This is a genomic window from Marinobacter sp. CH_CUG1437-1 (assembly GCF_037029655.1).
Lineage (GTDB): Bacteria > Pseudomonadota > Gammaproteobacteria > Pseudomonadales > Oleiphilaceae > Marinobacter > Marinobacter salsuginis.
Genome location: NZ_JAYMEW010000003.1, coordinates 231,284 through 255,535, shown reverse-complemented (window position 1 = coordinate 255,535; position 24,252 = coordinate 231,284). Strand labels below are relative to the sequence as shown.

The window sequence follows — 24,252 nt, the reverse complement described above, 5'->3', positions numbered from 1 at the left end:
CGGAGGGTCAGAACTGGCTTCGACCCCGCAACAGTATCTGAAAATCATCAATACTGTCGTCGCCGTCCAGCGGGAAGGCAAAGTCGAGGTGCAGCATCCGTTGCACCTCGATGCGGCTGGACGCCAGCCTCATGCCAAAGCCGACATCTTTCAGCACCCCTTCGTCAGGACCACTATTCCGGTCGTCGGTGAACCAGGCCCGGCCGACGTCGGTAAACACCACGCCGCCCACCCGGAACAACTGGAACGGATGCCAATCCGGGAAGTAGCGCCTCTCCAGGGTCCAGAGCACCCGGCGATTGCCCTGCTGGTACTCACTTGGGTAACCGCGCAGCCCGTTCTCGCCCCCGATGAGCAGCTGCTGATCAGCCGTCAGATTGTGCGCTGCGGTGAACGCCAGGTTGGTGTACCAGCTGTTCCAGCGTTCCGAGCCGCCATGAAAGTACTGAACGCTTGCTGTACCCAGCAGGTTTTCCACCCGGTCCTCGTCGAGGCGGTAGGTGCCGCTCTGGCTGAGGGTATAGCTGGCATAATTAGTCTGGGTTACGTGCAGCACATCCCGAAAATCCATATTGAGAACCACACGGTCCTCAGTGGCGCCCAGCCCGCTGCCGGAATAACCCAGCTCGGTACGCCACACGAAGCCATCCCGCACATCTTCGACCCTCTGAAGCCGGGTCAGGTTGGTCATTTCCCGGAAGCGATTCTGGCGGTAATCGAAGCCAATCCAGGGATAACTCAGGGTTCTGTCTTCCGGCAGGATGTCGAGATTGGGTTCGTCGGGTAAACGGTCGAATACCAGCGCATCGTAGCGGTAGCCTGCAAGCAATCTCAGTTGCCGGTCGTCCCTCTCAGCGAGGCGCCAGCCTCCATCAATGCTGAAAAATTCGTGGCTGCGCCGATAATCGGCAATGGCCTCCGCCCCTACGTAGCGGGATTCCTCCCGGACATCGTCGATACCACTCAGGCCAAATCGCCAGTTGGTGGTTTCGCTGAAGAAAGGTCTTTCCAGGTAAGCGCCTCGGCCCCGGCCGTCGCTCCGTTCATCGAACGAGAACCCGGCCTGCCAGTGCGAGCCCAGCAAGTTCGGATCATCAAAGTAGAGACTTGTTTCCGTACGATCGGGGTCCTTTGCATAGCCGATACCAAGGCTCTTCCCTGACCCCGCAAAGTTGGGATCAGACAGCCCGAAGTTGGTGGTGTTCTCACCACCGGATCGCGACACACCAACGCTGGGGAAAAGCGTCCAGGTATCCCGCGTCAGAACACTTACCTCAAGTTCGTCCCCACAAACCCGGGTAACGCCCACCCAGGCCGCGGTCAGATACTCCCGCTGGCGCAGCACCCGCTCGGATTCGGAAATAAGCTCGGGCTCGTAGACGTCGCCTTGCTCGAACACCAACTGGGCCCGCAGCGCGGATTCCCAGGTAGGCATGTTGAGGGCGTTAAGGGTTCGATACAGCGCGTTGTTCTGCTCCGGATCGGTGGTGTCAAAGATCGGACGGCGAAGAATGCGGATGCTACCAATGCGCGCGCCCTCCGGAATGACCAGATCGTTCTGCCGGGCGAGTTGGTCCCTCGGTTTGTCCAGATCAATGGCTTCCGGCTGAATGCTGCTGGCAATGCAGTTGTATCTGTCCGATTCGGCCGCAGCGCAGGACCCTGCGAAAACCAGGCCTGAAACAACAAGCGCTTTCCTGAACACCACACTCACCTCAACAGCCGTACCGACACTAATCTAGCCCAGCGTTGTTTCACTGTCAGCGGTCGGGCGGTCGCCATACAGGAACATCCTCCTGTTTCGGCTCTTCCCAGTCACGGTGCATGGCGCTACTGAGCGCTTCTTCCAGCTTCATGAACAGTTCACCATAACGGGGGCTGAACCGGATACCTTCCTCGATTTCTTTCCAGGCTTCGAACAACTCATCCTCGTGGGCTTTTTCGTTGTCGAGAAATGCCCAGGTCATCTGGCGGGCACGCATCGGATGCACCCCCATGGCGGTCAATGCATGACCGCCGAGCTCAAGTGCCGAATGATAGGTTTCACTCACGACATCATCGGCACCTGCTTCCCTCAACCGGTAGCCGTGCCCCCGGTCGAAAGCCCGTGCCAACACCCAGACACCGGGGAAAAACTGCTTTACGTGCTCCACCATCTGGACCGAACGGTCCCGATCGTCGATAGCCACCACAAGCAAGCGGGCCTGTTCGATGCCGGCGGTCTCCAGCAAATCCGGCCGGCTGGCGTCACCGAAGAAACTCTTGATATTGATTTGCCGGAGGTTCTCGATCTGTTCAATCTCATGGTCCAGCGCAACAATCGGGACATTGTTGGCCCGCAACAACCGGCAGACTATCTGGCCGAAGCGACCAACTCCGGCGACGATAACCGGCGCCTGCTCGTCGATGGTATCCGCCTCCCGCTCATCGTTCTGGGATCGCCGGTAGCGCGGCAACACCAGCCGGTCATAGACAATAAACAGCAACGGTGTCAGGAACATGGACAGCGCGACTACCAGGGACAGAATCTGGGAGGTTTCCACAGGAATCACGTTGTTCTGGACGCTGTAGGTCAGAAGCACAAAGCCAAATTCACCAGCCTGAGCCAGAGATAGCGTGAACAGCCAGCCATTACTGCCATGAACCCTGAACAGCAACGCCAGGCCCAGCAGAATCGCGGCCTTGACGACAATCACGGACACCGCAAGGGACACCACCGTGCCCCATTGCTCAGCCAGAACGTCAAAATTGATGCCCGCGCCCACGGTAATAAAGAACAGGCCCAGAAGCAGTCCCTTGAACGGCTCAATATTCGCTTCCAGCTCATGCCGGAATTCACTGTTAGCCAACACCACACCGGCCAGGAAGGCCCCAAGCGCCGGAGACAGATTCACCAGGCTCATCAGGGCCGCAATTCCGATCACCAGCATCAACGCGGTGGCAGTAAAGACTTCACGCAAACCGGACTGCACCACATACCGAAACAGGGGCCTGCTCAGGTAATGGCCACCCACAACCACGGCGGCGATGGCCGCCACCACAACCAGCCCATGGGCCCAGCCTGGCAGGCTGTCTACCAGGCTCAAGCGGCTTCCATGGTCTTCAGCAGCCCCACCGGCCGCCATCAGTTCCGGCAACGCCAGCAGCGGAATCAGTGCGAGCATGGGAATGACCGCAATATCCTGGAACAGCAATACCGAGAAGGCACTGCGACCGCCTTCAGTTTTAACCAATCCCTTTTCGTTGAGTGTCTGCAGGACAATCGCCGTGGACGACAGGGCGAAAATCAGGCCGACCGCAAGCGCTGTCTGCCACTGAAGCCCGAGCCAGGCAGCCACTGCCATACCGGCGGCCGCAGTCAACACCACCTGCAGTCCGCCAAGACCGACCAGACGGACCCGCATGGCCCACAGCGCCTTGGGGTCGAGCTCCATGCCTACCAGAAACAGCATCATAACGACGCCAAACTCGGCAAAATGCTGGATGGTGTTGGCTTCCTGCCCTACCAGCCCGGTGACAGGACCAATCACCACACCCGCCACCAGGTAGCCGAGGACCGAGCCGAGCCCCAGTCGTTTTGCCAGGGGCACAGCAATTACCGCTGCGACCAGGTAGATAAACGCCTGGACGAAATATACTGTCATCTATGGTTTCCTTGATTGAAAATCGGGGGCCAGGGGTGCGCAACGGTCCATTCGTGGCGCCTTCATTTAGCGTAGACCCTGGAACGCTTCTTTCACATGAGACGCGAGCGCATCATTCAGGGGGTTTGAACCCCGCCGTACCAAAGCCAGCTGATAGAATCCGATTTGCGGGAGGGTATCACCGGCTACCTCTTTCAGAGGCGGGCGGATCAGGCTTTGCGGAAACGGGGCCACGGCCAAGTCCGCCAGCATTGCCGCCTCCTGGCCGGAACAATGCTCACAGGTGTAGGCAATCCTGTAGGGTATGCCCGCCCTGTCCAGTGCCCTGAGTGTCATGCGCCGCCAGGCACATCCTTCGTGGGCCATGGCAATCGGCAGCGGAGAACGTTGATAGGCCGATGAGCCCTCTCTCCCGGCCCAAACCAGCGGTTCTTCGTGAACCACCTCGCCACGGGGGATTCGTCCCTCATCGGCCACGGTCACCAGGGTCATATCGAGTTCACCGGCATCCAGACGCGCCAGATTCTGTTTGCTAGAGCCAACCACAACGTCAACCAGCACGGCAGGGTAGGATCTGGCAAATTCCGCCAGAACGTCCGGCAGAATCCGGGTGCCAACATCGTCGGAAGTGCCAATACCCACTTTCCCCTCGAGGGTTGGCGCAAGGAAATGCTGCACGGCCTCTTCATTAAGGCGTAACAGCCGGCGCCCGTAATCCAGGAGAACCTCACCTTCCGCCGTCAGAGAGACTCTCCTGGGCTCCCGGATAAAGAGAGTTTTGCCGAGGTTCTGTTCAAGCTGTTTGATCTGCATGCTGAGGGCTGACGGCGTTCGGTGCACAGCTTTGGCGGCACTGGTGAACGTGCCGTGTTCCGCAATGGCAATGAAACTCCTGAGCACGTCGTTATCAAGCAGAGGCATATTCATGTGCGGACCTTTCGGTTGGATTGATGACCGGCAACTCCCTTAAGCATAACTGAACGAGATCTTAAATTCTTTTCGTTTGATTGAAGGCAAAAACAACACCAGAATATTGGTTACAGGCACCCGTTAGCGAGTAACACAACACCTCTAAACGAGCTGCGGCAAGCCATTCACCAACACTCGGGGCCGTAGACATGTTGAAGCACACAGAGCATCACGCAAACGCCGCAATGCAGTGGATTGAAGGGTACGCAAGGCGTCAGAAATTCCGGCGTATGGCGCAGTCACTGCTTAAAGAAAAAGACGATACGCTTTCCGATCTTGGTTACGAACGCCTTGATCTGGAAGGGGCACTGCACCTTCCTATCCGGAATGATGCAATGCAATACATCGAGGCACGCCGCTCCAAACGTGCCATGGAAGCGCGCAGGACGAAAAGCCCTCGACTCGCCGGTTAACGGCGGGCCAGTTCCGAGAACTTTATAAGGCGATACTCGTCTGTCAGCACATCGGCCAGATGGCTGATGTGCTCCGGCGTGATTTCACAACAGCCGCCAACGACGGCTGCGCCGTCCTCCAGCCACTGCTTCACCTGAAGCGCATATAGCCCGGGAGAAACGTCCGGTCTGGCTTCCAGTTCATCCACCAGCGCTCCGCCGGCCATCGGCTCAACGGTTTTGAACGCGTTAGCGTAACCGCCCGTGCATTGGAAAAGCCCCGCCAGCTCAGGCATTGCCTGGGAAATTACCTCCGGATCGCAGCAATTGAGCATGATGGCCGTTGGCCCTGTCGGCTTCACCGCCTGGACAGCCTCTGCGAGGGTCTCTCCGGACCGGAGCTTGCCATCGGCCTCCAGCCTGAATGCCACGCCGAAAGGCTTACCTGATTCACTGGCGGCAGCACAAGCGGCGCTCGCCTCCAGCGAGTTGGTCATGGTTTCGATAAGGAAAACGTCCGCGCCACCCTGCAATTTCACGAGCACATCGAACTCTGACTTCAAGTCCTCGAACGTCCGGGCAGGTTGTTCACGGTAGCTACCAACCAGCGGTGGCAGACAACCGGCGATATCAACCTCGGCGCCTGTTAACGCGATGGCTCGCTCCAACACCTCGAAAGCGCGCTGATGGATTGCACCAATCTCGTCGCCGAGGCCCTCTCTGGCCAGTCGCGTTGGCGTCGCGGCATAGGTGTTCAGTGTAAGGGTCCGGGCGCCCGCCCTGATGAAGTCAGCGTGGACATCGGTGACAACCTCCGGTTGCTCCCGCATGACCGCCACCGACCACAGCAGTGACGTAACATTCATGGCCCTGCGATAGATTTCCTGGCCCAGGCCGCCGTCGAGAAGTGCAACAGGTTTCATAAAGTACCCATCAAGGTGTAACGATATTGAACCGGCCCTCGGGCTTGTCCAGCATGCTGAAAAAGCCTATCAGGTCGAGCCGGCTTCCCTCAAAGCTGATCTCGTCGCTGAACAGAAGTTCCTTCAGGCCAGCCCGGCCGATCAAGAGATCGACAAACAGCGGCCGGGTCAATCTAAGGGTAGCGTCAGCCGGCGTGTCCTCACTCACCAGACGGTTATGCAGTACCGAATGTTTCAGCGACAACAAATAACTTTCCTGAAGATCCGTAAACGAAATCTTGATAGTGGTGCTCTCGCCTTCTGCGTCCTCGGCGTTCAGCCGAACCGCCATGCTGTCAAAAAAGAGCGACACCGGCGTGTTCAGCAGCACCTCTCTCATCATCGCCGGTTTGATGCCTTCTTCCGGAGAGCCATGACGTAATTCATAGGCGCCGGTCAGGTAGAAGTCCCGCCAGGGGGCAGATTCTGCCTGATAGCCGAGCTGGTCATAGACGCGGGCCAGCAGTTGCTTTGCGTCATCGTTGTCGGGCTCGGCAAAAACAACATGGTTGAGTAACTCCGCCAGCCAGCGGTAGGTGTCGCGCCCATCGGTCGTGCTCATATCTGATGCCGCTTCGAATTCCTCGTGGGCTTTTTCCAGCACGTTGTCCGCACCTCCCATCATCGCCACATAACGTCTGGCGGATTCGCTTTCCGGCAACGGATTGAGCTGAGCCGGATTGGCGGTAAACCAGCCCAGGTAGTGCTGATACACCGCTTTGGCATTATGAGACACGGTGCCGTAATAGCCCTGGTTGTGGAAAGCCTGATTCAGCTCCGGCGGCAGCGTGAGCTGGTCGGCAATTTCTCGAGGCGTGGCGCCCTGGTTCATCAAACGCACTGTCTGATCGTGAATGAACTTGTAGGTATCCCGCTGGACCGCCAGGAAGTCCTGGATATTCTCCTGCCCCCACAACGGCCAATGATGGCTGGCGAAGTAAATATCGGCATCGGCAAACAGGGTCTTTGCCTCATCGATAAAGCTGCTCCATAGCCGGGCATCTCGAACTTTCGCACCCCGCAAGGTGTATATGTTGTGCATATTGCGGCTGACCAGCTCGGCACCGCAAAAGGCTTTCTGCTCGGGGAGGTAGAAGGTGAACTCGGCAGGCGCTTCGGAGCCGGAAACAATCTGGAACACCATGGGCACGCCGTCAACTTCCAGCTCTGCACCGGTTTCGCTGATCAGATCCGTAGCGGGGGCAAAGCCAAAGGTGCCGAACGCCGGCCCTTTTCCCAGCCCAGTGCCGACATGGCCGCGTTCGTCCCGCTCCAGGCGCTTGCCATACATGAACATGGCGCGCCGAGTCATGGCGGGGCCGGCAATGATGTTCTCGCTGGTTGCCTCTTCCTCAAAACCGGCCGGCGCGATAATTCGCAGGTTGGCTTTTTCGTCGTCCGACAGGTGCTTGAGAATCCCCTGCACGCCACCGAAGTGGTCAATGTGGCTGTGGGTAAAGAGAATGGCCCGCACCGGCTTTTCGCCGAGGTGTTCCCGAGCAAACAGAAAGGCTTTGCTGGCCGTCTCGCTGGCGGTCAGCGGGTCCACCAGTATCCACCCGGTATCGCCCTCGATAATCGACATGTTCGCCAGATCGTAACCCCGGATCTGGTAGAGCCCGTCGGTGACCTTGAACAACCCGTGAATGTTGTTGAGGGCTGCCTGGCGCCACAGGCTTGGATTGACCGAGGCCGGGGCATCCTCTCCATCCTCATCGATAAAATCGTAGGCTGGCATGTTCCAGACCTCGCCGCCTTCAAGATGATCAATGACCAGTTCAGGGTCTTGAGCAATCAGTCCGCGTCGCGCGTTCTCAAAATCATCACGATTATCGAAGGGTCGCTGGTCCAGCATCTGCCGATTGGCCTCACCGGTGCTAGCCGTCGGCGCAGTGTGTCCGGCACTGTTTGCTGCCAATGAATCCGGTCCCGAATCACAGCCGGTCAAGGCCAGTGCTACCGAAAAAAGAGGGAGAATCAGGGTCTTCAGGGGCAGGAACATTCGGGAACCTATCGAGCTGTTGTTATTGGTTCCCGTGAGTTTACTCCAGAGTGTGCGTAAATCTGCGCAAGTCAGCCAAAATAGTCCTGAATCCACTCGAACAGTTTGGTGGTTGTCATGTCGCCAAGTGCCATCTGTTGAAAGTCATTGCCCACCTCATCCTCGATGGTCACAAACTGATATAGCAGAACGCCAGGCTGTTCATCGTGAAGAATCAGCGTAATTCTTCGCCGGGTGCGCAAACAGTCAATGGTCATCACATCCGCCGGTATACCGGCGTCGCGCATACCACGGCGAACTTCCACCACCGGATTGATGTGCTGATGGGCTGCCTGGATGCGGGCATGGGCATCGCTGGCAAGGTCGGACAGGGTTTTGAGGGGATCTTCAGACATTGGCTGCGGTGGACTCCAGATTTTGACGTATTCGCTCAGCAGCAACCATGGTAGCCCAATACTCGACGACGGCGGAACCTCACGCCCCAAAACAGGCACCAGGCCAGACAGCGTAAAAAACTCATTAACAGAGAATGAGCAAACCTTAAGTGAAATCAGGCTCTACCGGGAGTAGCCTGCGCCTGAATCGATCAACGCGGGGGATTAAACACTATGATCAACATGCTGGCCGCGATTCCAGTGCGGGCCCTTTTCGCCCGGCTGTTTTCGCTGGTTTTCTTTGTGTTGGCTTTTACTCTCGTCAGCGCAACAGTCATGGATGTGATCAGTGACCTTCAATCTGGCCAGCAACTCATGCAGGCCCTGATCAAAGGCGTCAACGGAAGCATCATCGCTCTTGCCGTATACGAGCTGGCAATGGTTATTCGTTCCGAATACAGCGGACGTTCAGAGTCGCACGATGTCATCACCATGATGCGGCGAACACTGCCGCGTTTTATAGGCACGGTTTGTGTTGCGATGTCTTTGGAAGGCCTGATCATGATCATCAAGTACAGCCAGCTGGAGCTGGCTGGAAATCTCTATTATCCGGTCGCTATTATCGCGAGCACTGCTCTGCTCCTTGCATCGTTGGGTGTATTCCTCCGAATGGCTCCAAAAGACCAGACCTCACCCGAAGAGCCGTCATAATCCGGCTGGCAAAGTCCCATGCCACAACGGCAACCCGAGATCTTCCGGATCGTCATTCGGTCCGCCGGTGCGGCTTTTGAACGCCCCCTCTTCAATCGGTATCCGGAATAACGCCGTTGCTTTTCGCTCCTTGTCATTTGGTGACCTGACCTGTTCCCACCGTCCTGGCTCAATCTGGTTGATAATCGCGCGGAACGCGGCATCAAAGTCGGCATGGTCCGTGACCGGCAACGCCCTGCCATACAACACCAGTGACTCATAGTTGGCACTGTGATTGAAAGCCGATTTGGTCATCACCCATTCATTTGTCACGGCGAAGGAAATGCAGAGCAATGCGCCAGATTCCAGACGTCGGGACAACCGTCCGCCATTCAGCGTATGCACGAAGAGATCATCACCAAGTCGCCAGGCGGTGATCGGGATGATCCGGGGCTCACCTTCTTCCACAAATCCCAGGTGGGCCGTTTTTAGTCGATCAATCAGTCTGTAGGCTGTTTCCCGGTCATAACTGGCTCTCTTGGCTGCCCTCTGCACCCTACTGCGCGGACAGGAAGTCAGCGGGGACGCTCCAATACGGGCCACATCAGTCGTTGTCATCAAAAGCTCCTTTCTGGTCTTGCACTTCAAAAAAACGTACTTCTATTGAAAGGCACTTCTGATACCATCAAAAGATCCAGATTGTGAATTTTAATAGGACCAGTTGACGTGATTGACGATCTCCGGCTGGATGGTGAGCATCCACTGCAACACCAGCTGTATCAGCAACTGGCCGAACGGATACTCGACCAACGATATCCGGCCGGGCGCCAAATGCCGCCCAGCCGTCAGATGGCCCAGGACCTGGGCATCAGCCGCAACACGGTGAACGCCGTATACGAACAGCTCAAGGCCGAGGGCTTTCTTCAAAGTCGTCCCGGCAAGGGTATCTTTGTCCACGAAGACATCAAATCAGTCGTCAAGCCATCCGGACCAGGCGTGGACAAAGCTGTCGGGGTTGGCATGGAGCTGCCGCCGCTTCCTGCGCGGCCCTCTGGAAAAGCAAAGCCCGTGGAAGACGCCAGCTTGCCTTTCCAGCCGGGCCTGCCGGACCTGGACGCGTTTCCGATCCGGGCCTGGAACCGGATCATGCACCACCAGGAAAGCCGCCGATCACTGCGGGGATATGACAGCATCCAGGGCTATCAACCCTTGAGACGCGCCATCGCCGCTTATCTGCGAACCTCCCGCGGTGTTCGTTGCCAAGAGCATCAGGTGATCATAACCAACGGCGCCCAGCAGGCGCTTTCACTGCTAGCGGAAGTGTTTCTGCAACCGGCCGACAGCATCCTGTGTGAAAACCCCGGTTACCGTGGTGCACGGAACGCGCTGGGTCGCTTGGGCAATCCACTGATTCCAATACCCCTGAAGAATCAGGTACTGGATGTGGAGGCGTTGCCCGGCCTTGAGTCCGCCAGGGCCAGGCTCCTGTTCTGCACACCCACGCACCAGTACCCCATGGGCGGCATCCTGGATCTGTCCCAGCGGATGGCGCTTGTACAGTGGGCCCAGCGAACCGAATGCTGGATCATCGAGGACGACTACGACAGCGAGTTCCACTTCTACAACAAGCCCTTCGCCGCCATTCAGGGCCTGTTCGAGAATGCGCCCGTGCTCTACATGGGCAGTTTCAGCAAGACCCTCCTGCCCGCATTGCGCGTCGGCTATCTGGTGATCCCGGAAGCGGTGGTTGAACCCCTGCTCTGGGCCAAGCAGATCAGCGGTGGCGAGACTCCGCTCCTTACCCAGGCCACCATCGCCGAATTTATTGAGAGTGGTCAGTTCACACGTCATCTCAGGCGTATGCGCCAGCTCTACCGTGACAAATGGCAACTATTCCAGCATGAGGTGATCGAAAAGCTCGGTGGACTTGCCCAACCAGTGGCGGAAAGCGCGGGAATGCATCTGGTGCTGGAAGGGGCTTTTGATGATGTGGCTCTCAGCCAATGGTTGAAAGCCAGAGGCTTTGGCAGCACGCCGCTCAGCGCACACTTCCTGGGGAAAAACGCGAAAACGGGCCTGGTAATGGGCTTTGCCAGTGCCAACGAGCGTGAAATCACAGAATGCGTTACCGACCTGAGGGACAGGCTAGCAAACCAATCTCTCTCGAATTAACGTTCAGACTTCCCAAAGTACCCAGACAGTTCAGCAGCCAGAAAATCAAAGACCGTCCGAACCCGCAGGTTCATCCTGAGTTCCCGATGTGATACCAGCCAGACATCGCCGCCGAAAACCTGATCCTCGAAGACCCTCTCAACGTCAGGCTCTGCATCACCCAATTCGACGGGCATCATGCCAATACCGATACCCATGCGAGTCAATTGCCAATGAACCAGATGGCTGTCCGTCCTGGCAACAAATTGTTCCTCCTGCAGCTTGAGGCCACGTTGCGCCAAGGCTTCCATATATCTCTCATTGTTTGAGAGAAACCCGATGAATGGGGCCTCACAAAGATCGTCGGTCAACGGCGATGGCAGATCAGCCAGGATTTCCGCTGTGGCGAAAAGAGTCGCAGAGAATTTACCTACCTTTCGGGCGATAAGATCAGGTTCGGTAGGCCGAAAATTACGGATGGCAATGTCTGCTGCGCGGCGGCGAAGATCGCTGGCTTCGTTGGAGGCAACAAGATTAACGCGAATTCCGGGATACTGGTCCCGCAGCTTGTGCAGAATAGAGGGCAGAACGTAAGCGGCCGTGATTTCTGACGCCGAAATAGCGATCTCGCCTTCAATGGACGTTGCCTGACCGGTTGCGGCAAGTGATAGGCTGCTGGCAGCCTCTCCCATCGCTCGAACGTAGGCAAGCAGATCCAGGCCATTCCGAGTCAGTTCCAGCCCTCGACCACCCCGCTCGAAAAGCGCTGTAGAAAGCTCTTCTTCCAGTGCCGCAACCTGTCTTCCCAGGGTTGGTTGCGAAACGCCCAACGCCTTTGCGGCAGCCGAGAGAGATCCCTCCTCCGCAGTCACCAGGAATGCGCGTGCTCGGTTCCAGTCAAATTTAACGGCTCGCCAATCCATTCAGAAATGCATACCTGAAATAATTTTTTGTCGATATTACCAACAAAAGTGAAGATATAGAATCCGTTCCAGGTATTGAATCAACTACCCTAAGAGCCGAAATCATGAATTCTTCCATCAGTTTCTGGAACCGCAGCGCTGCACGCTACGCCCAACGGCCAATCGCGGACCAGAATGCCTATCTGCGAAAAATCGCCCTCACCCAGAAATATCTCAATCCGGAAATGGATGTTCTGGAGTTCGGCTGCGGTACCGGATCGACGGCACTTATTCATGCTCCCAGGGTGCGTAGCTACCTGGCAACCGATGCCTCGCCCCGGATGATAGACATTGCCCGAAAGCGAAAGACAGAAAAATCCGCCGACAACCTCCGCTTTGTGGTTGCCACACTTGACGACATGCAACATCGACAGCAGGCGTTCGACGCAATTCTGGGGTTGAACATTCTGCACCTGCTCCGAGACCCCGAAGGTGCGATACAACAGGTTTCAAGCATGCTGAAACCTGGCGGAGTATTCATTAGCAACACCGCCTGCCTTCAAGATACCTGCCCCTATTTGAAACCAGTCGCTGCCCTGGCTCGAGTGCTGCGACTCGCGCCCTATGTTAATTTCTTGTCCCGTGCTCAGCTGGAGCGGCATCTGGAGCATGCCGGATTTCAGATTGATTACCGCTGGGTGCCTGAAACCTCGAAAGACGTTTACTTCCTGATTGCCAGAAAACCAGAATAGGACGGGGTTTATCCCCAACAGAGTAATAAGAACGGTTGGAAAAACCGGAATCGGATGGCAAGCTTCCCTGACCCACGGCACGCTGTATTTCAGCGCCAATCAAAAAGGAGAACAGAATGGGAAGTTCAAAGCTGGTCGGTATCGTTTTACTGGTTGTTGGCATCGGATTGCTTTATTTCGGCTATCAATCAACCCAGTCCCTCGGAAACCAGCTAACCGAGACGGTCACAGGCCGATTTACCGACGACACCATGTGGTACCTGATCGGCGGGGCGGCCGCTGCTGCAGCCGGCGCTTTCCTGACATTCTTCAAGAAATAACCCTGCCTGTTTTTCACCGCTCGGGCCTGACCACAAACCAGCTGGCCAGGACGAGCGCTCCGAACACCGTGTAAGCCACGATAAACACCCAATCCGGAGCGCTGTAGTAGAGGATTGACTGCAGCCAGTGCTGGATAAATGAGCCTTCATAGCCCGCCTCCCCGGCCTTGGCCCGGAGCGCCATTTCCCAGCTTGTGAGCGGGCATAACACGCCCAGCCAGGATTGAAGAACCACAACGGCAATAACCGCCAGGTGGCTCAGGCGGAACCAGAAATTGCGTACCCACCGCCACTGAAAGAAATGACCAGCGAAAGTTGCCACCAGCCCGAGGATCACGAAGGCCACCAGCATCGTGTGCAGGATCAGGAGCGCATCAGCAAAGACCAGGAACCAGGAGGTATCCATCGCTCATCTCCGACCGCTAACCCATCACGTAGCGGGCTCTGCCCTGTTTTTTAGCGCAATACAAGGCTTCGTCGGCCCTTCTGATCATGTCCTCGATTGAATCGAATTCGCTGGCCAGGCCCTGACAGATCCCTATGGAACAGCTGAGCATCTTGCTATCCGGACTGTCCTCGTTTGGCACCGCATGTCGCTTCCACTGTTCGAGAATATCGGCAGCAAGCCGTTCAAAACGTTCAGCATGTTCCCCTTCGATCACAGCCATGAATTCTTCGCCGCCGTAGCGCCCGAGGATATCCGTCTGCCGCTTGAGTACCTGTCTCATGATGTCGGCCTGGATGCGGATGGCTCGGTCGCCCTCCTGGTGGCCATAGCGATCGTTGAACTGCTTGAAATGATCCAGATCCATCATGAACACGGCGAGTCGATGATTGGCACGCCGCTTCAATGCAAACAGGCGTTCAGATTCGCTCATCAGAGCACGCCGGTTGAACAACTCCGTGAGACCATCCACGGTGCTCAGGCCAACCAACTGCTCGTTGGCATCTTCAAGCTGCCCCAGCAATCGATCAATCCTGTGCCTGCCAATAACACCGACAAACAATGAACCAGCCACGAACCCGGCATTCATCCATGTTCGCTCGCCGTAAACTGAATCCAGCAGCATCAACCCGACAAAGCCTGCCGAACTGATCAGCATCGCAGCCAACGCATAATAGAATTTCATTCCGAAAACAAAGAAACCAAAGAAGGCATACAGCAGCGTACCTTCATAGGGAAAACTGAAGGCCACCTGTTCCCAGGCCACATGGATAAGGTAGTAATTCGCGTAGGTAATGCTGATAACGGTTGCCAGGAATGCTGTCTGGGCAAAGCGCAGAAATTGCGGAGCAAAGGTGAAAACCAGCAGGCCAGCAAGAATCGGAAGTTGGATAAGAGCCCTGTTGGTGATGTAGGCGTCTGCCAGTTCCGGCGGGATCAGTTGAAGGTCACCAATCATGAACAGGGAGATCAGAATCCCGCCAACCACGATTGAGAGTCGCAGCATAAGCAGATCGCGGGAGGACACGGTATTCAGTTCAACCGAAGGAGTCGGCATAAAAGTAAAATCCACAACGCACTTGATTCCCTGTACATGCCGAGTCTAAACAAATTCTCGCCCTGACCACCAGTAAATAGAAGGTTCAAAAGACGTACCACTGTTAGGTTTTTAGCGCAGGCCTCACTCAACCATCAGCATTTTCACCATTCGACGCACCAAAGGAGCAACTTAGCCACCAAATCGCACCATGTTGAAGCAAAGGGATTCCTGTCAACGGCTCTTCAACAACATTATTGTGCAGCATGCACAATAACTGATCGACCAGGCCACAAGATTCGCCCCGAAAAACCCCTATGGCACAAACGTTGCCAACTCTCCTTGTGTTAACTACGACTCGGAGAGATCGCCATGACCACTGAACCAACACCTAAAGAACAGGATTACCCCTTAAGCCCCGTCCCCATGGATCAGCGTAAAAGCGTCTGGTCCATGGGGCTGGTACTCCTTGGCTTTACCTTCTTTACCGCCACCATGTGGGCCGGTGGCAGCGTTGGCGTTGCCTTCGACTTTTCCACCATGCTTATGGTGCTGGCGGTCGGCAATCTGCTGCTGGGGCTTTACGCAGCAGGGCTGGGTTATATTGCCGCAAAGACAGGCCTGAACACTGCCCTGATGAGCCGGTTCACCTTTGGCGAGATGGGCAGCAAGCTTTCAGATTTTATTCTGGGCTTCACCCAGATTGGCTGGTACGCCTGGGGCACCGCCACCATGGCAATTCTGCTGGTTAAACTCACGGGGATGCCGGAGGGGATGACAACACCGCTGATGGTGTTGTTCGGTTTCGCCTTCTGTGTTACCGCGTTTATCGGTTATCAAGGCCTCGAGTGGCTATCCCGGGTTGCTGTGCCCGCCATGATCATTCTGGTGGCCGTCAGCATGTCCATCGCCACGTCCGATGCCGGCGGCCTGTCCGGGCTCCTGGCCATTACCCCGACCAATGAGATGACCGTTGCAGCGGCAATCACGCTGGTATTTGGCACCTTTGTCAGCGGCGGCACCCAGGCCACTAACTGGACCCGCTTCGCGAAAACCGGCAAAACCGCGGTGATTGCCACATTGCTTGCTTTCTTCCTCGGTAACGGACTGATGACACTGATCGGCGCCTTTGGTGCTCTCGTCTATCAGCAGGCCGACATCGTCGACATCATGGTCGCCCAGGGTCTGGCCACACTCGGTATCCTGATGCTGTTCCTGAATCTCTGGACCACCCAGGACAACACGGTTTACAACTTTGCGGTGGCAGGCTGCAACCTGATCCGTACCCGCCGCCGCAAGTCAGTGACCATTGCTGGTGCCGCGATCGGAACCGTACTGGCGGTGCTGGGTATGTACGAATGGCTGATCCCGTTTCTTGTTCTGCTCGGCACCTTTATCCCGCCGATCGGTGGCGTCATCATGGCCAGCTACTTTGTCGGCTATAAACGCAAGTATCCGGACCTGACCAAGGTTACATTGCCAGCCTTCAACCTCCCGGGGCTCGCGGCCTACGCCATCGGATCCGCAGCCGCCTATACTTCTCCCTGGATTGCACCCATCGTGGGCGTTCTCGTCGCGGCCCTGAGCTACAGCCTCATTCTGGTCGTCAGCGAAGCAGTCCGTGAGCGCAAAGCACAGGTAATGGGAGCAATCTGAGTGACGCTGCGATGCCGGGACGTGCCACTTCTCCCCGGCCTGGGCGCCATTCGGCTCCGGGGCGGGGAGTCCGCCGGGGATAACCCGGTACGCTGGCCCTATGTGGCGGAAAACCGCTCCTTCAAGAACTGGGTCAAAGGTGGCGAGCTGGTATTTGTTACCGGCATCAGCCGGCATCGCAGCCCACAGAATCTGGCGGAATGCCTTTATGAGGGTAAGGAGTGCAATGTTTCCGGGCTCGTCGTCCTGACCGGAGATGCTTACATCGGCCAACTGCCCAACACGCTCTATCGGCTGGCCGACGAGCTTGAGATACCTCTGTTCGAACAGCCGTATTCGCTGCCCATGGTGGAAGTCACGGAGGCCCTCGGCAGGGCCATTGTCTGGTCCGAACATACATCGATTGAGCAGGTGGATCCGTCCATTCTGGCCGAATCTACCGAATTGCTCGACGCCTGGATCGCCTGCCGGGGGAACCAGAGTGCCATGGCAGAAGCATTGGATTGTCACAGAAACACGATACGCAACCGAATGAACCAACTCAGTGAATCGTTACCAGGCCCGGGCAACACCACTGAAAAATTCAGAACACTCTTAAAGGCTCACCTGCTATTGAAACCATAAAGGTTGGTGAGCGACTTACCGGAGACAATATGACTACACCATTGAATGCCATAGCGAACGCACGTTTACAGGGCCAGGATGGGCTGTACAGGCTGGAGATCACCAACGGACGCTTTTCAGGTATCACGGCCCAACCCGACAAGGCCACCACCAGAGACGGTGAACTGGATGCCGCGGGCAACCTCGTCACAGCCCCTTTCGTGGAGCCACACATTCATCTTGACGCCGCCATGACAGCCGGGGAGCCGCGCTGGAACAAAAGCGGCACCCTGTTTGAAGGCATTGAATGCTGGTCCGAGCGCAAGACAACCCTGAGCCACCAGGATGTCATCAACCGCGCCACCCAGACCCTGAAGCTTTTTGCCGCCCACGGCATCCAGTACGTCCGTACTCATGTGGACGTAACGGATCCGAGCCTGACAGCCCTCAAGGCCATGCTTGAGGTTCGCGAACAGACCGCAGCCTTTATAGACCTGCAGATCGTCGCGTTTCCCCAGGAGGGCATCTGGTCTTTCAAAAACGGGCGTGAGCTTATGGAGGAAGCCGTGCGGCTCGGCGCTGATGTGGTTGGTGGCATCCCACACTTCGAGTTTACCCGGGACTACGGCGCGGAATCCGTTCGCTGGCTGATGGAGCTGGCCCACAAGAACGACCGGCTGGTGGATGTCCATTGCGACGAAATTGACGATCCGGAATCCCGGTTCCTGGAAGTTCTGGCCGCCGAGGCCCTCAGACTGGATTACGGTTCCCGGGTATCCGCCAGCCACACCTGCGCCATGGGCTCCTATAACGATGCCTACTGCAGCCGCCTGTTCCGATTACTGAAAAAGTCCGGGCTGCGCTTTCTTTCCATGCCTACGGAAAGCCTGCATTTGCAGGGTCGGTTCGACAGCTACCCCAAACGCCGCGGCATCACCCGGGTCCCCGAGCTGCTTGATGCCGGACTGAAGGTTGCCTTCGGCCAGGATTCGATTCGCGACCCTTGGTATCCGATGGGCAATGGCAACATGCTCCGCACCCTCGATGTCGGCCTGCACGCCTGCCATATGCTGGGAATGAGCTGGATTGACCGGTCGCTGGAACTGATAACCGACAATGGCGCGGCTGCGCTGGACCTTGATGAGTATGGCGTTTATGAGGGGATGCCAGCACGGTGCGTGGTGCTTCAGGGAACCACACCCTATGAAGTGCTGCTCGGACAACGACCGGTGCTGGCTTCTGTACGAGACGGGCAAGTGCTGGTCCGGCGGGAGGCATCCCACCCGGAATCCGGCCTGATTCTTTAAGAGAGTTGCCCGATTCAGAACAAAAGCGTGAGGCCACCTGTCACCACAGCAAACAGAACCGACAACCCGATGACAGTCATCCAGGGGAAGGGCGGTGGAGGTGGCTCAATGGCCAGTTCCTTCTCCAGGTAATTTCGGAGCAGGCGGGTGTTCCGCGTGTTGGCTTTGTAGACCGCATCGAACGCATCACCGACCACCGGCAAGAGCCCGCCCAGAAAATCAATGCCCATGTTGCGCAGCATGCGAAGCTTAACTGTCTTACTGGCGCCCGCCCGCTGCGCCTCCACCAGCACGTAGCTTGCCAGCACCAGGCCGGCCATGTCTCCCACCACGGGCAACAGGCCAATCACTGCCTCCGCACCAATCCGTACATTGGTGAACGGAATCGCGATGTTGCTATCGGTAAAGCGGCTGAATTTATCCAGCCGTGCCAGAATGGCCCGCTGCCGGGCTTCGGAAGGTTTCGGCATTTCTACTCCAGTTCAGGCGCTCACTCAGGCTTTGCGCTGATTTCTTCAAATGCCTGCACCAGCGTATCCGGTTCCTGGGCGCCGGAGATCAGGTATTTCCCGTTCACGATGAGTGCCGGCACCGCAGACACGCCCGCCTGTTGGTAGGTGGCTTCGTCCTCGCGAACTACACTGGCGAATTCATCAGAATCCAGAATCTGCTCTGCCCTCGCGCGATCCAGCCCAAGGCTCTCGACACAGCCCAACAACACGTCCCGATCTGAGACGTCTTCTGCCTTTCCAAAATAGGCGTCGAACAACGCCTGTTTCATCTCCGTCTGCTTGCCCTGCTGGCCGGCCCACTTCACCAGCCGGTGAGCATCGAAGGTATTGCAGGTGAAACGCTCCTGCATTTTTTCAAAGTTAAGGCCCAGATCCTTCGCAATTGTCATCATCTGGTCCTGAGTGGCACGCATCTCTTCCTCGCTCCGGCCGTACTTGCGGGCCAACGCCGGCAGGATTGGCTCACCTTCCCCAGTGTGATCCGGGTTCAGTTCAAAGGCATGCCACTGGACGCCGAATTCGTATTCAGGCGCCAACTGTTTCATGGCCTGCTCCAGCCGCGCATAACCAATCGCACACCAGGGGCAGGCAATATCTGAAACAATGTCGATGTGAATCTTTTGCATGGGGAATCCTTTCAGCTGGTTGAATACATCATTCCTCAGACTAACACGGACACCGATCAGCAATCTCCCGCAAGATGCCCGGGGTCAATTGCTTTTCCATGGCTGCCTGTCGGCCTTTCCCCAATGACTTGCGTATACTCTTCATCTATCAATCAAACCGCATGAGGAGTATGCCAATGGTCGACGAAGATACACTCACCGCTCTGAAAACCGCCTTTACCTTCATGCCCCAGCCGGTCGAGATCAACCGGTTTGAATACGGGGATGACGCGGACAGAATCCTCGCCCAGGTGAGCTTCGTACGTGAAGTGCTGACCAGTCACGGCATTGACCCGGAAGAAGTCGCCGGCGAGATCAACCCTGACTCGTCACCCAATTCCTGTTACTGAGCCAAAACTGTTTCCAGGAGCAAGCATGCCTTATCAGTTCGAAGACCTGAAAAAGAGCTGCCAAGAAGAATGGCAGGCCTATATCGAGCACAGTTTCGTGAAGCAACTGGGTCATGGGGTGCTCGCGCCTGAAGCGTTCCAGCATTACCTGAAGCAGGACTACCTGTTTCTGATCCAGTTTGCCCGAGCATTCGCCCTGGCCGCTTACAAAAGCCCGACATTATCCGACCTCCGCCAAGCGAAAGAGGGTTTGCAGGCCATCCTGGATGTGGAGCTGGATCTGCACATCAGCTACTGCAAGGAATGGGGAATCTCTGAACAAGAGCTGGCGGAATTGCCGGAAGCCCGGGCCACTTTGGCCTACACACGCTACGTTCTGGATACTGGTAACCGTGGCGACCTTTTGGACCTGCACGTCGCCCTATCGCCGTGCATGGTGGGCTACGGTGAGATCGCCAACTGGCTGAACAGCCGGGCGGAGACTATCCGTGGCGACAGCAACCCCTATGATGCCTGGATCGCCATGTATGAGAGCAAGGAGTTCCAGGAGGCGATGCAAGCTGAAATTTGCTGGCTCAATGAACGATTGGCCGATGTCTCCCCTGCCCGCTTCAAAGAGCTGACCCGGATTTTCAGCGATGCCACCCGGCTTGAGATCGATTTCTGGGAAATGGGCCTGAAGCAGAGCGACTGACCTAGGCTACAGTTGTTGCAGTTGACGCGCAGGTTTGAGTTCAAACCTGCGCTGCCCGCTCCTCTCGCAACCTGGCCCGTACATTCATCAACACCTTTCCGTACCGGTTTTCACCCCGCCGATCCCGGCCACAACCCCAGAAATAATCGAAGTTGCTGTTCTCAACGATTTTCGTGTCACCGGTATCCAGCAGAGCCTCCGCCAGTTCTGGATAAGTTCGGCAACGCACGTAGATTCCCCGCGTCATAACGGTTTCGCGCACCTGCTTCCAGTCCCGCCGCAGGCTCTTGTGGCGTTTGCGCCCAAGCTTACCTGCCTTGGCCGGCGTATCGGCATTGCGCACCTTTTCCTGGCGGTTGTCATCAGTGAATTTCATGCCTTGGAAATAGTGTTCCACGGTTGGCCAGATCTTGCCTTCCAACTCGAAACTGTAGGGGGCATGGGTGCCCAGCGGGTTGTCCGGGTCGGTTCGCGACATGAACAGGTCGTTCTCGCCGTTGTCATCGGGGAAGAGAGACATTGGTACAATCCTTTAACAATAAGTGGTCCTGCAATATCTGCAGTATCAACGAGTCTGCGCCAGGGGTCACGCCAATAAACCTGCTCCTCTTGCAAGACTAGAGATCCTGCAGATATCCAACACCAAGCTGTGCGATCTGCCCCTGAATCCAGACCACTCGCTCCCGCACATAAGTGGACGGTGCGTTGACACGCAAAACCTTCGGATTTGGAAGCACGGCCGCGAGCAGCGCTGCCTGGTACTCAGTGAGGTGACGGGCAGGCTTATCGAAGTAGGCCTGACTTGCCGCTTCGACCCCATAGATACCGGGTCCGAACTCAGCAACGTTCAGGTAAACTTCCAGTATGCGCTGCTTGGGCCAGAGGCCGTCTATGACAACGGCCAAACCTGCCTCAACAGCCTTGCGGACGAAACTGCGCCCGTTCCACAGGAACAGGTTTTTAGCCGTTTGCTGGGTGATGGTGCTGGCCCCTCGAAGCCCCTCGCCCGCCCTGTACTCCGAGAGGGCTTGGCGTATAGCCTCAAAATCCACGCCCGCGTGATGCGGGAAGCGTTGATCCTCGCTGGCAACCACCGCCAGCGGCATCCAGGCAGAGATCTCATTTATGGGCACCCATTCGTGAGCGAGGGATCTGTTCGCGCTTTGAACCTGATACCCCAGCATGAAGGCCGAGGTGGGTGGATTTACGAACCGGAACATCAGCACCACCAACAGGACCAGCACGATAGCGCCAGCGCTTAGCAGCAAAAACCATCGCAAAAGCTTGCTACCACCTGATGCTCTGGTCATACGTTCAAATCCTCATCTCTCTACGAGCCAGTTTCCGGCCGTAATTGACCAATGGACCGCACAGCGCGCAAACTGCCCATAGTGATTCTGCGAGAGCGTATGCCACTACCATGCCTGAAAAAGTAAAAACCCGGATTCTCTTTCATTCCAGACGCCTGAATATATACCTGGTCCGATATCCAGAAGGGCACAAGGTAGGGCCGCACGTGGACATGGTTTCCGAGGGCCGGCTTTACAAACTCAATTGCGTTCTGGCCAAGCCCAAGGCGGGCGGCGAATTCATTTGCGAGAAAAACATCTTCAACCTTCTTGGAAGAGTGTACCTCTTCCGCCCGGACCTGTATCAGCATCGGGTATCGAAGATCGAGCGCGGAAATCGATGGCTACTGAGTTTTGCGTTGACTTCCGGCCTCCATAACTCCAGCAGGACAATGCCATGATGTATTTTGCCCATGAAATGAGCCGCGCAGCGCTGATGCCCTTGCGCATGATGACAGACACACAGAGCAAATTGCTCAGGCATCCTCTCAGCCCCCTGTCCCGCTTGCCGGGCGCTCGCAGTATTGCCTCAGCCTATGGTGTATTTGGCGATTTGACCCGACGCTACCCGAAACCGGCGTTCAACCTGCATTCAACCGTGTGCGATGGCGAGGAAGTAGACGTCAGTGAAGTCATTGTCCAGCGAAAACCCTTTGCCCAGCTCAAGCACTTCCAGCGCAGCGTATCGCGGTCAAATGATCCGAAACTCCTGATCGTTGCGCCCTTGTCCGGACACTTTGCCTCGCTGCTGCGGGGTACCGTCAAGGAAATGCTCCCAGACCACGACGTCTACATTACCGACTGGCGCGATGCCTGCCGGGTCCCATTGTCCGCTGGAGATTTTGGGCTGGACGACTATATCGACTACGTTATCGATTTTATTGAACAGCTTGGGCCAGACACCCATGTATTGGCGGTTTGCCAACCCGTTGTGCCGGTGCTTGCGGCCACCGCCCTCATGGCCGAAGATAAAAACCCGGCAACACCCCGCTCACTTGCCCTCATGAGCGGCCCCATCGACGGACGTATTGATCCCACCGCACCCTGCGAACTGGCCACCAAACATAATCTTGCCTGGTTCCGACGCAATCTGGTCCATCCGGTACCCGCTCCCTATCCGGGCGCCATGCGTAAGGTTTATCCAGGATTTCTGCAACTGTCCGGATTCGTGAGCATGAACTTCGACCGGCACGTTGACGCCTACCGGGGCCTGTTCAAGTCCATGCGAGACAGGGAAGTCGACAAGATCAGACGTCATCGTGAGTTCTACGACGAGTACCTCGCAGTTATGGATCTACCGGCCACCTTTTACCTGGACACGATCAAGCGCGTCTTTCAGGAATTCCACCTTGCCCGCGGTTGCTTCACGCACCGGGGCAGGAAGGTGAACCCCGCCGCTATCGAGAAGACGGCGCTGATGACGATCGAAGGCGAGAAGGACGACATTTCCAGCCCCGGACAAACGCGGGCCGCTCACGACCTTTGCGTGAGTATTCCCGATGCCAGGCGCCTGCACCACCTCCAGGAAGGGGTTGGCCACTACGGCGTCTTCAACGGCAGTCAATGGCGCGAATCCATTGCGCCTCGCCTCAAGACATTCATTGGCCAAGCGTGACAGGCGTCACATTTTCTTGTCGCCACTCAGGTGCTCTGCTAGCTTAAATGAGGTGATGAATAATAAGGAATAACAATCAGAGCGGGCCACCGCTCCAGGGAGGATGTCATGCAGGACCTCAAGGGCAAGGTCGCCCTGGTAACCGGAGCCTCACGAGGCATCGGTCGTCACATCGCACTGCAACTTGCTCAACGCGGCGCTGACGTCGCCATCAACTACCGCTCCCGCCAGTCCGAAGGCGACGAAGTTGCCAGGGAAATCGAGGCAACTGGCGTCCGGGCACTGTCCTTCAAAGCAGACCTTTCCAAGATGCCGGAAGCGCGCAGCCTGGTCCGTCAGGTTCATGATCAGTGGGGCCGCATAGACATTCTGGTGAACAACGCCGGCATCACCAAAGACAAGTCCATGAAGAAGCTTACTGACGATGACTGGAACGACGTCCTGGATACCAACCTGGGCAGCGTCTACGCCACCTGCTCGGAAGTGTTGAAAATAATGATGGACCAGAAGTACGGCCGTATCATCAACATCACATCGTTCGTCGGGCAGGCCGGCAACTTCGGGCAGGCCAATTACGCAGCCAGCAAGGGCGGCATTATCGCCTTTACCAAGACCCTCGCGCTCGAAATGGCCAAATACAACATCACCGTCAATGCCATTGCCCCGGGCTTCACCGAAACCGAAATGCTCGCCCAGGTTCCGGAGAATATCCGGGAGCAGATCATTGCCCGGGTTCCGATGGGGCGTTTCGGCAAACCGGAGGAAATTGCCCGCGCCGTGGTTTTCCTGGCCGCAGAGGGGGATTACATCACTGGCCAGCAGATCAATGTGAACGGCGGCGTCTACATGTGACACGAACAAA

General features: G+C 56.7%; 27 protein-coding genes. 13 read left to right on the top strand and 14 right to left on the bottom strand.

Translation table 11 applies throughout. The annotated features are described in order from the left end of the window. Positions 1-7: 7 nt before the first annotated feature. The 3 genes from WA411_RS09975 to WA411_RS09965 all read right to left on the bottom strand — a co-directional run bounded on the left by WA411_RS09975 (position 8) and on the right by WA411_RS09965 (position 4,571). Positions 8-1,705 (bottom strand): BamA/TamA family outer membrane protein, encoded by a 1,698-nt coding sequence (locus tag WA411_RS09975; RefSeq protein WP_291906278.1) that lies wholly within the window; start codon positions 1,703-1,705, stop codon positions 8-10. A gap of 55 nt (positions 1,706-1,760) precedes the next feature. Beyond that, positions 1,761-3,644 (bottom strand): monovalent cation:proton antiporter-2 (CPA2) family protein, encoded by a 1,884-nt coding sequence (locus tag WA411_RS09970; protein ID WP_291906279.1) that lies wholly within the window; start codon positions 3,642-3,644, stop codon positions 1,761-1,763. A gap of 66 nt (positions 3,645-3,710) precedes the next feature. Next, positions 3,711-4,571 (bottom strand): LysR family transcriptional regulator, encoded by an 861-nt coding sequence (locus tag WA411_RS09965; protein WP_153637238.1) that lies wholly within the window; start codon positions 4,569-4,571, stop codon positions 3,711-3,713. 191 nt (positions 4,572-4,762) lie between these two features. Here WA411_RS09965 and WA411_RS09960 point away from each other — a divergent pair, with 191 nt between their 5' ends. Continuing rightward, entirely contained in the window at positions 4,763-5,026 is a 264-nt protein-coding gene (locus tag WA411_RS09960) for a hypothetical protein (protein ID WP_227549436.1), read from the top strand. On the opposite strand, the gene WA411_RS09955 is transcribed toward WA411_RS09960, so the two are convergent. The 3 genes from WA411_RS09955 to WA411_RS09945 form a co-directional block, all read right to left on the bottom strand. Then, complete coding sequence (locus WA411_RS09955; protein ID WP_291906282.1) at positions 5,023-5,928, bottom strand: homocysteine S-methyltransferase family protein; 906 nt, start codon at positions 5,926-5,928, stop codon at positions 5,023-5,025. The genes WA411_RS09960 and WA411_RS09955 overlap by 4 nt on opposite strands. A 10-nt stretch (positions 5,929-5,938) precedes the next feature. Beyond that, positions 5,939-7,885, bottom strand: a complete 1,947-nt coding sequence (locus WA411_RS09950; protein ID WP_291906284.1) for an alkyl/aryl-sulfatase — start codon at positions 7,883-7,885, stop codon at positions 5,939-5,941. Positions 7,886-8,040: 155 nt separating this feature from the next. Beyond that, positions 8,041-8,364: a hypothetical protein gene (locus WA411_RS09945; protein WP_136630526.1), complete on the bottom strand. Its 324-nt coding sequence runs from the start codon at positions 8,362-8,364 to the stop codon at positions 8,041-8,043. Between the two features lie 213 nt (positions 8,365-8,577). On the opposite strand from WA411_RS09945, the gene WA411_RS09940 reads away from it, so the two are divergent. Next, on the top strand, positions 8,578-9,054 hold the full coding sequence (locus tag WA411_RS09940; RefSeq protein WP_209400533.1) for a hypothetical protein: 477 nt from the start codon (positions 8,578-8,580) through the stop codon (positions 9,052-9,054). Here the strand turns inward: WA411_RS09940 and WA411_RS09935 are convergent. Then, a complete protein-coding gene (locus WA411_RS09935) occupies positions 9,049-9,651 on the bottom strand; it encodes a pyridoxamine 5'-phosphate oxidase family protein (RefSeq protein WP_291906287.1) in 603 nt (200 codons plus the stop codon). The two genes, WA411_RS09940 and WA411_RS09935, sit on opposite strands and share 6 nt — an antisense overlap. Before the next feature lie 108 nt (positions 9,652-9,759). Here WA411_RS09935 and pdxR point away from each other — a divergent pair, with 108 nt between their 5' ends. Beyond that, positions 9,760-11,205 (top strand): MocR-like pyridoxine biosynthesis transcription factor PdxR, encoded by a 1,446-nt coding sequence (pdxR, locus tag WA411_RS09930; RefSeq protein WP_291906289.1) that lies wholly within the window; start codon positions 9,760-9,762, stop codon positions 11,203-11,205. Here the strand turns inward: pdxR and WA411_RS09925 are convergent. Continuing rightward, positions 11,202-12,107 carry a LysR family transcriptional regulator gene (locus WA411_RS09925; RefSeq protein WP_291906291.1) on the bottom strand — a complete coding sequence of 302 codons (906 nt, stop codon included), beginning with the start codon at positions 12,105-12,107 and terminating at the stop codon, positions 11,202-11,204. The genes pdxR and WA411_RS09925 overlap by 4 nt on opposite strands. Positions 12,108-12,211: 104 nt before the next feature. Between WA411_RS09925 and WA411_RS09920 the strand changes: the two genes are divergently transcribed. Both WA411_RS09920 and WA411_RS09915 read left to right on the top strand, forming a co-directional pair. Then, positions 12,212-12,838: a class I SAM-dependent methyltransferase gene (locus WA411_RS09920; protein ID WP_291906293.1), complete on the top strand. Its 627-nt coding sequence runs from the start codon at positions 12,212-12,214 to the stop codon at positions 12,836-12,838. Between the two features lie 116 nt (positions 12,839-12,954). Continuing rightward, on the top strand, positions 12,955-13,158 hold the full coding sequence (locus tag WA411_RS09915; RefSeq protein WP_069184313.1) for a DUF3185 family protein: 204 nt from the start codon (positions 12,955-12,957) through the stop codon (positions 13,156-13,158). Between the two features lie 13 nt (positions 13,159-13,171). On the opposite strand, the gene WA411_RS09910 is transcribed toward WA411_RS09915, so the two are convergent. After that, a complete protein-coding gene (locus tag WA411_RS09910) occupies positions 13,172-13,564 on the bottom strand; it encodes a DUF2784 domain-containing protein (RefSeq protein WP_291906295.1) in 393 nt (130 codons plus the stop codon). A gap of 16 nt (positions 13,565-13,580) precedes the next feature. Beyond that, positions 13,581-14,660 carry a GGDEF domain-containing protein gene (locus WA411_RS09905; RefSeq protein WP_291906297.1) on the bottom strand — a complete coding sequence of 360 codons (1,080 nt, stop codon included), beginning with the start codon at positions 14,658-14,660 and terminating at the stop codon, positions 13,581-13,583. A 351-nt stretch (positions 14,661-15,011) separates the two neighbouring features. Between WA411_RS09905 and codB the strand changes: the two genes are divergently transcribed. From codB to codA, 3 genes are read left to right on the top strand one after another with little or no spacing between them, the layout of a single operon-like run. After that, positions 15,012-16,295 (top strand): cytosine permease, encoded by a 1,284-nt coding sequence (codB, locus tag WA411_RS09900; RefSeq protein ID WP_291906299.1) that lies wholly within the window; start codon positions 15,012-15,014, stop codon positions 16,293-16,295. Beyond that, complete coding sequence (locus WA411_RS09895) at positions 16,296-16,919, top strand: PucR family transcriptional regulator (protein ID WP_291906301.1); 624 nt, start codon at positions 16,296-16,298, stop codon at positions 16,917-16,919. It begins immediately after the preceding gene. Positions 16,920-16,948: 29 nt separating this feature from the next. Next, positions 16,949-18,205: a cytosine deaminase gene (codA, locus tag WA411_RS09890; protein WP_291906303.1), complete on the top strand. Its 1,257-nt coding sequence runs from the start codon at positions 16,949-16,951 to the stop codon at positions 18,203-18,205. A 14-nt stretch (positions 18,206-18,219) separates the two neighbouring features. Here codA and WA411_RS09885 read toward each other — a convergent pair whose 3' ends face one another. Both WA411_RS09885 and WA411_RS09880 read right to left on the bottom strand, forming a co-directional pair. Next, a complete protein-coding gene (locus WA411_RS09885; RefSeq protein WP_291906304.1) occupies positions 18,220-18,675 on the bottom strand; it encodes a DUF4112 domain-containing protein in 456 nt (151 codons plus the stop codon). 20 nt (positions 18,676-18,695) lie between these two features. Continuing rightward, positions 18,696-19,343, bottom strand: coding sequence for a DsbA family oxidoreductase (locus WA411_RS09880; protein WP_291906306.1), 648 nt, complete (start codon positions 19,341-19,343; stop codon positions 18,696-18,698). Positions 19,344-19,519: 176 nt separating this feature from the next. On the opposite strand from WA411_RS09880, the gene WA411_RS09875 reads away from it, so the two are divergent. Together WA411_RS09875 and tenA are read left to right on the top strand one after the other, a co-directional pair. Then, positions 19,520-19,732, top strand: coding sequence for a penicillin-binding protein (locus WA411_RS09875; protein WP_222465166.1), 213 nt, complete (start codon positions 19,520-19,522; stop codon positions 19,730-19,732). 25 nt (positions 19,733-19,757) lie between these two features. Further along, on the top strand, positions 19,758-20,426 hold the full coding sequence (gene tenA / locus WA411_RS09870) for a thiaminase II (RefSeq protein WP_291906309.1): 669 nt from the start codon (positions 19,758-19,760) through the stop codon (positions 20,424-20,426). Positions 20,427-20,466: 40 nt separating this feature from the next. Here the strand turns inward: tenA and WA411_RS09865 are convergent, their stop codons facing one another. Then, positions 20,467-20,946 (bottom strand): NADAR family protein, encoded by a 480-nt coding sequence (locus tag WA411_RS09865; protein ID WP_291906311.1) that lies wholly within the window; start codon positions 20,944-20,946, stop codon positions 20,467-20,469. 97 nt (positions 20,947-21,043) lie between these two features. Further along, on the bottom strand, positions 21,044-21,736 hold the full coding sequence (gene mtgA, locus WA411_RS09860) for a monofunctional biosynthetic peptidoglycan transglycosylase (protein ID WP_291906313.1): 693 nt from the start codon (positions 21,734-21,736) through the stop codon (positions 21,044-21,046). Positions 21,737-21,846: 110 nt separating this feature from the next. Here mtgA and WA411_RS09855 point away from each other — a divergent pair, with 110 nt between their 5' ends. From WA411_RS09855 to fabG, 3 genes are all read left to right on the top strand, one after another. Next, positions 21,847-22,176: a 2OG-Fe(II) oxygenase gene (locus tag WA411_RS09855; protein ID WP_153633835.1), complete on the top strand. Its 330-nt coding sequence runs from the start codon at positions 21,847-21,849 to the stop codon at positions 22,174-22,176. Next, positions 22,173-23,390, top strand: a complete 1,218-nt coding sequence (locus tag WA411_RS09850; protein WP_069184327.1) for a polyhydroxyalkanoate depolymerase — start codon at positions 22,173-22,175, stop codon at positions 23,388-23,390. The genes WA411_RS09855 and WA411_RS09850 overlap by 4 nt, the downstream gene beginning before the upstream one ends. Positions 23,391-23,498: 108 nt before the next feature. Further along, complete coding sequence (gene fabG / locus WA411_RS09845; protein WP_069184328.1) at positions 23,499-24,242, top strand: 3-oxoacyl-[acyl-carrier-protein] reductase; 744 nt, start codon at positions 23,499-23,501, stop codon at positions 24,240-24,242. Positions 24,243-24,252 lie beyond the last annotated feature (10 nt).

Bases quoted from the DNA above. Each gene is read 5' to 3' on its own strand.
- WA411_RS09970 (WP_291906279.1), bottom strand. From the start codon at position 3,644: ATGACAGTATATTTCGTCCAGGCGTTTATCTACCTGGTCGCAGCGGTA.
- WA411_RS09965 (WP_153637238.1), bottom strand. From the start codon at position 4,571: ATGAATATGCCTCTGCTTGATAACGACGTGCTCAGGAGTTTCATTGCC.
- WA411_RS09960 (WP_227549436.1), top strand. From the start codon at position 4,763: ATGTTGAAGCACACAGAGCATCACGCAAACGCCGCAATGCAGTGGATT.
- WA411_RS09955 (WP_291906282.1), bottom strand. From the start codon at position 5,928: ATGAAACCTGTTGCACTTCTCGACGGCGGCCTGGGCCAGGAAATCTAT.
- WA411_RS09945 (WP_136630526.1), bottom strand. From the start codon at position 8,364: ATGTCTGAAGATCCCCTCAAAACCCTGTCCGACCTTGCCAGCGATGCC.
- WA411_RS09940 (WP_209400533.1), top strand. From the start codon at position 8,578: ATGATCAACATGCTGGCCGCGATTCCAGTGCGGGCCCTTTTCGCCCGG.
- WA411_RS09935 (WP_291906287.1), bottom strand. From the start codon at position 9,651: ATGACAACGACTGATGTGGCCCGTATTGGAGCGTCCCCGCTGACTTCC.
- WA411_RS09925 (WP_291906291.1), bottom strand. From the start codon at position 12,107: ATGGATTGGCGAGCCGTTAAATTTGACTGGAACCGAGCACGCGCATTC.
- WA411_RS09920 (WP_291906293.1), top strand. From the start codon at position 12,212: ATGAATTCTTCCATCAGTTTCTGGAACCGCAGCGCTGCACGCTACGCC.
- WA411_RS09915 (WP_069184313.1), top strand. From the start codon at position 12,955: ATGGGAAGTTCAAAGCTGGTCGGTATCGTTTTACTGGTTGTTGGCATC.
- WA411_RS09910 (WP_291906295.1), bottom strand. From the start codon at position 13,564: ATGGATACCTCCTGGTTCCTGGTCTTTGCTGATGCGCTCCTGATCCTG.
- WA411_RS09905 (WP_291906297.1), bottom strand. From the start codon at position 14,660: ATGCCGACTCCTTCGGTTGAACTGAATACCGTGTCCTCCCGCGATCTG.
- codB (WP_291906299.1), top strand. From the start codon at position 15,012: ATGACCACTGAACCAACACCTAAAGAACAGGATTACCCCTTAAGCCCC.
- codA (WP_291906303.1), top strand. From the start codon at position 16,949: ATGACTACACCATTGAATGCCATAGCGAACGCACGTTTACAGGGCCAG.
- WA411_RS09885 (WP_291906304.1), bottom strand. From the start codon at position 18,675: ATGCCGAAACCTTCCGAAGCCCGGCAGCGGGCCATTCTGGCACGGCTG.
- WA411_RS09880 (WP_291906306.1), bottom strand. From the start codon at position 19,343: ATGCAAAAGATTCACATCGACATTGTTTCAGATATTGCCTGCCCCTGG.
- WA411_RS09875 (WP_222465166.1), top strand. From the start codon at position 19,520: ATGGTCGACGAAGATACACTCACCGCTCTGAAAACCGCCTTTACCTTC.
- tenA (WP_291906309.1), top strand. From the start codon at position 19,758: ATGCCTTATCAGTTCGAAGACCTGAAAAAGAGCTGCCAAGAAGAATGG.
- WA411_RS09865 (WP_291906311.1), bottom strand. From the start codon at position 20,946: ATGTCTCTCTTCCCCGATGACAACGGCGAGAACGACCTGTTCATGTCG.
- mtgA (WP_291906313.1), bottom strand. From the start codon at position 21,736: ATGACCAGAGCATCAGGTGGTAGCAAGCTTTTGCGATGGTTTTTGCTG.
- WA411_RS09855 (WP_153633835.1), top strand. From the start codon at position 21,847: ATGCCTGAAAAAGTAAAAACCCGGATTCTCTTTCATTCCAGACGCCTG.
- WA411_RS09850 (WP_069184327.1), top strand. From the start codon at position 22,173: ATGATGTATTTTGCCCATGAAATGAGCCGCGCAGCGCTGATGCCCTTG.
- fabG (WP_069184328.1), top strand. From the start codon at position 23,499: ATGCAGGACCTCAAGGGCAAGGTCGCCCTGGTAACCGGAGCCTCACGA.